Raw genomic sequence first — 6,682 nt, 5'->3', positions numbered from 1 at the left:
ACTCTACGCAAACAGGGACTTGGAATCCTTCAATCCCTTATTCAGGTAGGCAAAAATAGCTTTTCCTTTGCAGTGGTACCTAAGTAGTAACGAGGAATCGTACAAAAGCACTGCGGAACCACTCGGGCGGTGCTGTTTTGTACGAGAAATCGTACAAAGCGCTGCGCTCCCCCTCCGCTGGGCGCTATTCGGGCCGTCACTTACTTCCAATATTGATAAAGAGCGTGAGTGCCTTTGTCTCCCAGACCAGCCTCCGCGATTGTATCGTACAGCTTTCTGGCGAGTGCAAGACCTGGCAGATCAATGCCCATTTCCTCCGCCGCATCCAGGGCAATGCCCATATCCTTAATAAAATGCTTCACAAAAAAGCCAGGTTCAAAATTACCCGCTACGATGCGCGGAGCCAAATTGCTGAGCGACCAGCTGCCCGCCGCACCGGTTTCGATGCTGCGAAGCACATTTTCAAGATTCAATCCGGCGCTCCGCGCATATACCAATGCCTCGCACACGCCAACCATATTGGAGGCGATCGCAATTTGATTCACCATTTTGGTATGCTGGCCAGCGCCCGGACCGCCTTGCAGCAGTACGTTTTTGCCCATGAGATTCAGCAGCGGCTTGACCGCTTCAAAGACCTGCTCGTCGCCTCCCACCATAATGGATAATGCGGCGTTTCGCGCTCCAATATCGCCGCCCGATACAGGAGCGTCAAGCGCAAACAGCCCTTTGTCCGCTGCCGCTTCATAAATTTGAATGGCGAGTGAAGGTGATGAGGTGGTCATATCAATCAGATATGTCCCCTGCCTGGCCGATGCCACCAGTCCCTCGCTCCCCAAGTAAATATTCTCCACGTCGCTTGGGTAGCCTACAATTGTAAAAACCGCATCACAAACGGCGGCCAGCTCACCCGGCGTGTCGTGCCAGATCATGCCCAAGTCCAGAAGCGGCTGCGCCTTTTCTTTGGTGCGCGTGTATAAGTGAAGCTCGTGTCCTCCCGCCTGCAAATGCTTAGCCATGCTGCTCCCCATCACGCCTGTTCCGATAAACCCAACCTTTTTGATTGTTGACTCCATCTTGCTTTCACTCTCCTTAGATGATTTTGACCGCTTCCCTTGCATTCGTTTTGGATATCGCAAATCTGAGCCCCTTATAAAAACCACGAAACCGCAATTCCTTTGAAGCTCTACAAAAAACACTCCAAAAATCTCTACGATCCTCTCTTTGTGAAAATCGCCTTTTTGATGCACCAATCCAACCATTTCTTGATTACTTCTTAAAATAATAAGGACTTCGGCTTATACCAGCATAATTCCCTCGTACAATAAAAACAACCTTGCTTATTTTAAGTGGAACGCCGCATATGAACCCAGACCTGATACAACAAGCACCGCCATCCCGTCCCGTATTCTCCACACGGCCCTGGCTTCTGCCCCCATGCTTGTATGCACCGAAGTAGTGCTTCGGCCTGGGATGACAAGAGCTATTGGCGCAGGCAGCTCTGCCCTTTGGTTGCTTTGCTTGTTTTGGTTGTTTTGCTTGCTTTGGTTGCTTTGGTTGCTTTGGTTGTTTTGGTTGTATTGGTTGTTACTATCGTCAGTATTAATAGGCCTTCCCTGAAGCGATATTTCGATTTCGCCAATAGGAATCGGGTCCTCATAGGTCATGCCGTTAAAGCCGGACAAATTAAGCAGTTGCAGCAATCGCGAACCGTCCGGCAAACGATGCAGTGTAATCTCGACGCTAGGGTGGGCATTAGTTGACAACATCCTTTGTTCCTCGGGAACAAGCGCATGCAAGGCGCCGAGCAAAATCCACCGGTAATCGGCAAAGCCATGCCGGAAATACAGCTCCCCTATATTCCAGCACACATATGCGCTGCCTCCGACTAACCTGTCAACTTGGCCTACTGGACCACTCTCGCCTATTCTACTCCCTTCACCTTCTGCACCACGTCCGACTAACCTGCCAACTTGGCCTACTGGACCACCCTCGCCTATTCTACTCCCTTCACCTTCTGCACCGCGTCCGACTAACCTGCCACCTTCGCCTACTGAACCGACTCCGACTATTCTACTCCCTTCGCCTTCTGCACCGCTTTCGACTATACTATCATCGCCTGCTATGCTTTCACCGTCTGTGCTGACTATGTCCACGACTGCGCTGCTTCCGCATCCTTCTACGTTGCTATTGCCTCCACATTTGCTGCTGCGCCCTTCGACGCTGACTCCAGCCATTCTGCCTCCAACCGCGCTGCCGCTATCCGGTCTGGCAAGTACTCCCGGCGGCATGATGCCCAAGGCATACAGCTCCGGCGACTCGGCATGTCCATACGCGCGCTCCGGGGGCCCAAAGCTTGCAGATGCGATATAAGGCAGCCTTTTCGTCGCTCCCTCGCCAAACGAAACGGTGGCAAACGCGCCGTCCACAACGACCCAATCCCTCAAAGCCATTTGCGGGAACATCGTTTTGTCGTCAACACGCACATAGGAGGCTGTCGTATCTTCAATAATCCGGCCAGGAGCGGCATGAAACAACAGGCGCAGCGCCTCCGGCTGCCCGGCAAGCGCCCCGCCCGTCGCTACGATATGCAATCCGCGCTTGCGCCATTCCGCAAGCTGCTCCAGCTCGCTTGTCTCCAGCTTCTCCACGCCTGGCAAAATAACTATTTTGGCCGGGTTAGCCGCAAGCCGTTCCAGCCTGTCCTGCTTGATGACATCGAATTGAATGTGGCTTTCCTTGAGCATTTTGAACACGCCAAAGTACTCCTTGGATGAATCCCGCACCGATGAAGGAGAAGGCTTGACCAGGACAACATCCGCAACGCTTTGAAGCTGTCCAAACAGCGCCTCGTGCTGCTTATGATATCTGAAGATGGACGAAACCGTCTCCAGATTTTCACGGTCAGGATAACCCTCAAACGCGCCTATGATGCAAAAGTCGAGGCCCGACCCGCTGAGCAGGCTTTCGTATAGCCGAATTTCCGTTTCCTGCCGGGAAACGCCCGTAAAACGATAAGTCAAATCAATCGCGTTGATGGAACAGTTGCTGACCAGCTTTCCAGCATAGCTGCCCATAATAGGCATAATGTTTTCCGCAGCGGAATAAAGCCATTTGGGAAGCGGCCGGTTTAGCGCCGTGTTGGATTCATGGCGGACAATGTCTACTTTGTGAGGATGATAGGTGCTGATCGCGATGTCGGGACGCAGCTTTTTGAGATGGGAAGCTATTTTTTCCAAAATGGCCATAGAGGTTTTTTCCTGAAATTCGCGGTATTTGCGGAAGGTTTCGTTGCCACGGTCCTCTTCCGGCGGAAGCTCAAGGCCGTACATTTTTTTAAAAAGGACGCGGCAGTTATCGCAATGGCAGATTCCATAATAGTTGCCGCTATAGTCCCAGTTCTGATAACCGAACATATTGAAAAATACGCCGTCCACATCATAGGCGGTCAACGCCTCTTCCAGAATGACCAAACTGTTCTGCTGCTGATAGCCGCCATTCAGACAGGTATGGACGATACCGGAATAATTGACCTCCTTGCCGTCCCTTGTGCGGTAAAACCATTCAGGACGCTTCTCAAAAATGGATTCATGCGCCTTGCTGAAATCAAAACGGGCAATGAAGCGGATGCCGTTTTTATGCGCCTTATGAATCGTTTCGCCAAGCAGGTCCCCTTTGAGATACGGCGTGACATATTGATAGGGCAGCCTGGAGGGATAAAAAGCAAACATGCCGCCCGCGTTCATCATCAATACATTGGCATCCATCGCTTTTAACTGGCTGATCAGCTTATCCACATCCAGATCCGCGTCCACCTCCCTCAAATTATTTTGCACCAGTCTTAACGTATTGCCGGTCCACCAGCTCATGATCCAGTCCCCTTTCAATTTAGGACGTGCATACAAACCTGCAGTTTTTGTCCGCATTGACGTTTAACACAGCTGCTCCCGTCAAAAATGGTGTATACTTTATTGTTGAACATTGCGGGAAGCCAAATAAACGCCCCCGATATGCAAGCGGTTGCAAAACAAAACGGATAAAGGAGCAGAATTCATGATAAATGATACCTCTATGATTATCGATAATCTTGAAAGTGTCAAGTTCCGGGCGGCTCAACGGGCTGATTTGAACTTTATCGCCGAATTGGAGAGTGCGCCAGAAAATGCCGTCTTCATTCAGCCTTGGAGTATCCAAAAGCATGAGCTTTCCCTGAGCAACCCCGACATTCGTTATTTTATTATCGAGGCAGTTCCTGACGACAGCCCTGTGGGCTATATCATTTTGGCGGGATTGTGCAGCCCGCACGACAGCCTGGAATTAACGCGCATTGTCATTTCACGCAAAGGCGGAGGTTATGGTACGGCAGCGTTTCGCCTTTTGAAGAAATGGGCGTTTGAGAATGTCAGCGCCAACCGCCTGTGGCTGGACGTCAAAACGCACAACGAACGGGCTATCTATTTGTATAAAAAGATGGGGTTTACGCTGGAAGGAACGTTGAGGGATTGCATCAAATCGGGGGATACCTATGAATCGCTTCATATCATGTCTCTGTTGCGAAGCGAATATGATTGACCTCCCGCCAGATATTAAAAATAGCCGTCAAGCGGCTAGGGCGTGCCTGAACACTCGCTAAAGGGCATTTATCACCGCCTTTTCACCCTCTGCGGAGTTATCAGACGCACCCTTAGCAACTGCCAGCAAAGGCCATACAACAAGTCAAGGGACTGCCGGCAACTGGCAGTCCCTCTTCTGTCACATCTTACAGGGCCAGGCTTAACCTAGTCCAGCATATACGGCTGCATGCCAAGCGGGAACGGGGCGGGGCGTGCACAGGTGCTTCGCATCTGATAGTGCGCCCCTTGCTCCGATGCGTCGTGAAAGCCATGCATGGCCTCCAGCACATGGTAAGCCAGCTCTCCGCTTGCGCGGTGCGGCCTGCCGCTTACGATTGCTTTCGCCATATCGGCGGCTCCTACGCCGCGCGCGTTTTCACTATAGCCGAATGCAAGCGGAATGGATGCCCATTCCTTCGACCCGGCGCGCCAAATTTTGATTTCGCCGCCAAAATTGTTGGGGTCCGGCACCAGCATAGTGCCGCCGCTTCCGTAAACCTCGATACGCGGAAGCGTGGATGCTCCTTTGGCATCAAAGCTTGTCAGAATCGTTCCAATCGGGCCGGATGCAAAATCCATAATGCCAGCAATATGCGTCGGCACCTCCACCTGAACCTTTTGCCCGAATTTAGGCTGGCTTGTAATGGTGCGCTCGGGATAAGAGATGCGCGCTGAGCCCGTTACTCTTGTAATTGGCCCCAGCATGGCTACCAGCGCCGTTAAATAATAAGGGCCCATGTCGAACATCGGGCCGCCGCCCGTCTGGTAATAAAACTCGGGTGACGGATGCCAGGTTTCATGGCCGCCTCCCACCATAAAGGCCGTTGCGCCGATTGGCGTGCCAATCCAGCCGTCCTCCAGCAGCTTGATGCAGGTTTGGATGCCGCCCCCAAGGAACGTATCCGGCGCGCTTCCTACCGAAAGCCCTTTGGCCTCCGCCAGCCTGAGCACCTCGCCCGCTTCCTCTCTCGTCACTGCAAAAGGCTTCTCCACGTAAACATGCTTCCCTGCCTCCAAAGCCCGCAAATTAATGGATGCATGGGCCTTCGGAATAGTCAGGTTAATAATCAATTCGATTTCGGGATCGGCCAGCACATCCTCGACGGAACCGCCCCGTATGCCGTGTTGCTCGCCCTTCGCTTTTGCCAGCTCGACGTTTAGGTCGCCGCAGGCGACAACCTCCAGGCTGTCAAAGCGATTGCCGTTTTCCAAATAAATGCCGCTAATATTTCCCGTGCCGATAATTCCCGTTTTCAGCTTTCTCATGATTCCGCATCCCTCGTTCGCCCATAATCTGATTTCTAAAGCTGGTTGTCCGCCATGCCGCTATATGCGCCTTGACCTTTGGCTGCGCCGGATTGCTCCGCCAGATATTTGCCCTCCGCGCACCATAAGAATCCGCGGCGCATCATTTCTTTCACAAAGGGAATTTCCATAATGTTGGCCTGATGGCCAAGCGAATTGTAGTATACGCGCCCCAGTCCCCAGCGCTTGGTCCATGCCACAGGCATATCTACCGCTTTGTTATATTTGTGCGGCCCATCCACAAGAGGAAACCGCGTGGTCGCCAATACTTCAACCGCTGGATCAACATGCAAATAATATTGCTCGGAGCTGACCTCGAAATCTTCAATACCAGCCGTGAGCGGGCTGGATGAATTGCTTATGTTTACCGTATAGGCAACCCCGTCGTTACCAGGATGCGCCACCCATTGGCCGCCCGTCATAAACTGCCAATCCACATTTTCGCGGAAGGCGTCGCACATGCCGCCATGGCAGCCGGCAAGCCCTACGCCGCTCTGTACCGCAGCCGAAACGTTATTCACCAGACCTTGCTCGATTCTTCCCATCGTCCACAGGGGAACGATCAAATCAAGCCCCTTCAGCTTTTCTCCGTCTGCAAAAGCCTCAAGCGTGTCGCTTACCTCTACCTCGAAACCTTCCGCCTCCAGCTGGGCGCGAAAAATTTCAGAAACCTCCTTGGGCTGATGGCCGTCCCATCCGCCCCACACAAGCAATGCTTTTTTCATCGGTTTTCTCCTCCGCCATTCCGCATTTTTGCTTTCTTTTTG

General features: G+C 52.3%; 5 protein-coding genes. 1 reads left to right on the top strand and 4 read right to left on the bottom strand.

Annotation, left to right across the window (positions count from 1 at the left end; translation table 11 throughout):
- Nucleotides 1-200: 200 nt before the first annotated feature.
- Together A7K91_RS19600 and A7K91_RS19595 are read right to left on the bottom strand one after the other, a co-directional pair.
- The gene (locus A7K91_RS19600) at nt 201-1,118 is read right to left on the bottom strand and encodes an NAD(P)-dependent oxidoreductase (protein WP_082967601.1); all 918 of its coding nucleotides are present in this window, start codon (nt 1,116-1,118) and stop codon (nt 201-203) included.
- A gap of 219 nt (nt 1,119-1,337) precedes the next feature.
- Entirely contained in the window at nt 1,338-3,866 is a 2,529-nt protein-coding gene (locus A7K91_RS19595; RefSeq protein ID WP_068685885.1) for a family 10 glycosylhydrolase, read from the bottom strand.
- Nucleotides 3,867-4,050: 184 nt separating this feature from the next.
- Between A7K91_RS19595 and A7K91_RS19590 the strand changes: the two genes are divergently transcribed.
- Nucleotides 4,051-4,569 (top strand): GNAT family N-acetyltransferase, encoded by a 519-nt coding sequence (locus A7K91_RS19590; RefSeq protein ID WP_245697690.1) that lies wholly within the window; start codon nt 4,051-4,053, stop codon nt 4,567-4,569.
- A 206-nt stretch (nt 4,570-4,775) separates the two neighbouring features.
- On the opposite strand, the gene A7K91_RS19585 is transcribed toward A7K91_RS19590, so the two are convergent.
- Entirely contained in the window at nt 4,776-5,876 is a 1,101-nt protein-coding gene (locus A7K91_RS19585) for a Gfo/Idh/MocA family protein (RefSeq protein ID WP_211274550.1), read from the bottom strand.
- Between the two features lie 35 nt (nt 5,877-5,911).
- Nucleotides 5,912-6,640, bottom strand: coding sequence for a ThuA domain-containing protein (locus tag A7K91_RS19580; protein ID WP_068685883.1), 729 nt, complete (start codon nt 6,638-6,640; stop codon nt 5,912-5,914).
- Nucleotides 6,641-6,682: the final 42 nt, after the last annotated feature.

The organism is Paenibacillus oryzae (assembly GCF_001675045.1).
Lineage (GTDB): Bacteria > Bacillota > Bacilli > Paenibacillales > Paenibacillaceae > Pristimantibacillus > Pristimantibacillus oryzae.
Note: the sequence above shows the minus strand (reverse complement) of the source record. Positions and strands in the feature narration are given on the sequence as shown.

What these genes read in the sequence shown, in the direction of transcription:
- A7K91_RS19600 (WP_082967601.1), bottom strand. Translation starts at nt 1,118, where the DNA reads ATGCAAGGGAAGCGGTCAAAATCATCTAAGGAGAGTGAAAGCAAGATG.
- A7K91_RS19595 (WP_068685885.1), bottom strand. Translation starts at nt 3,866, where the DNA reads ATGAGCTGGTGGACCGGCAATACGTTAAGACTGGTGCAAAATAATTTG.
- A7K91_RS19590 (WP_245697690.1), top strand. Translation starts at nt 4,051, where the DNA reads ATGATAAATGATACCTCTATGATTATCGATAATCTTGAAAGTGTCAAG.
- A7K91_RS19585 (WP_211274550.1), bottom strand. Translation starts at nt 5,876, where the DNA reads ATGAGAAAGCTGAAAACGGGAATTATCGGCACGGGAAATATTAGCGGC.
- A7K91_RS19580 (WP_068685883.1), bottom strand. Translation starts at nt 6,640, where the DNA reads ATGAAAAAAGCATTGCTTGTGTGGGGCGGATGGGACGGCCATCAGCCC.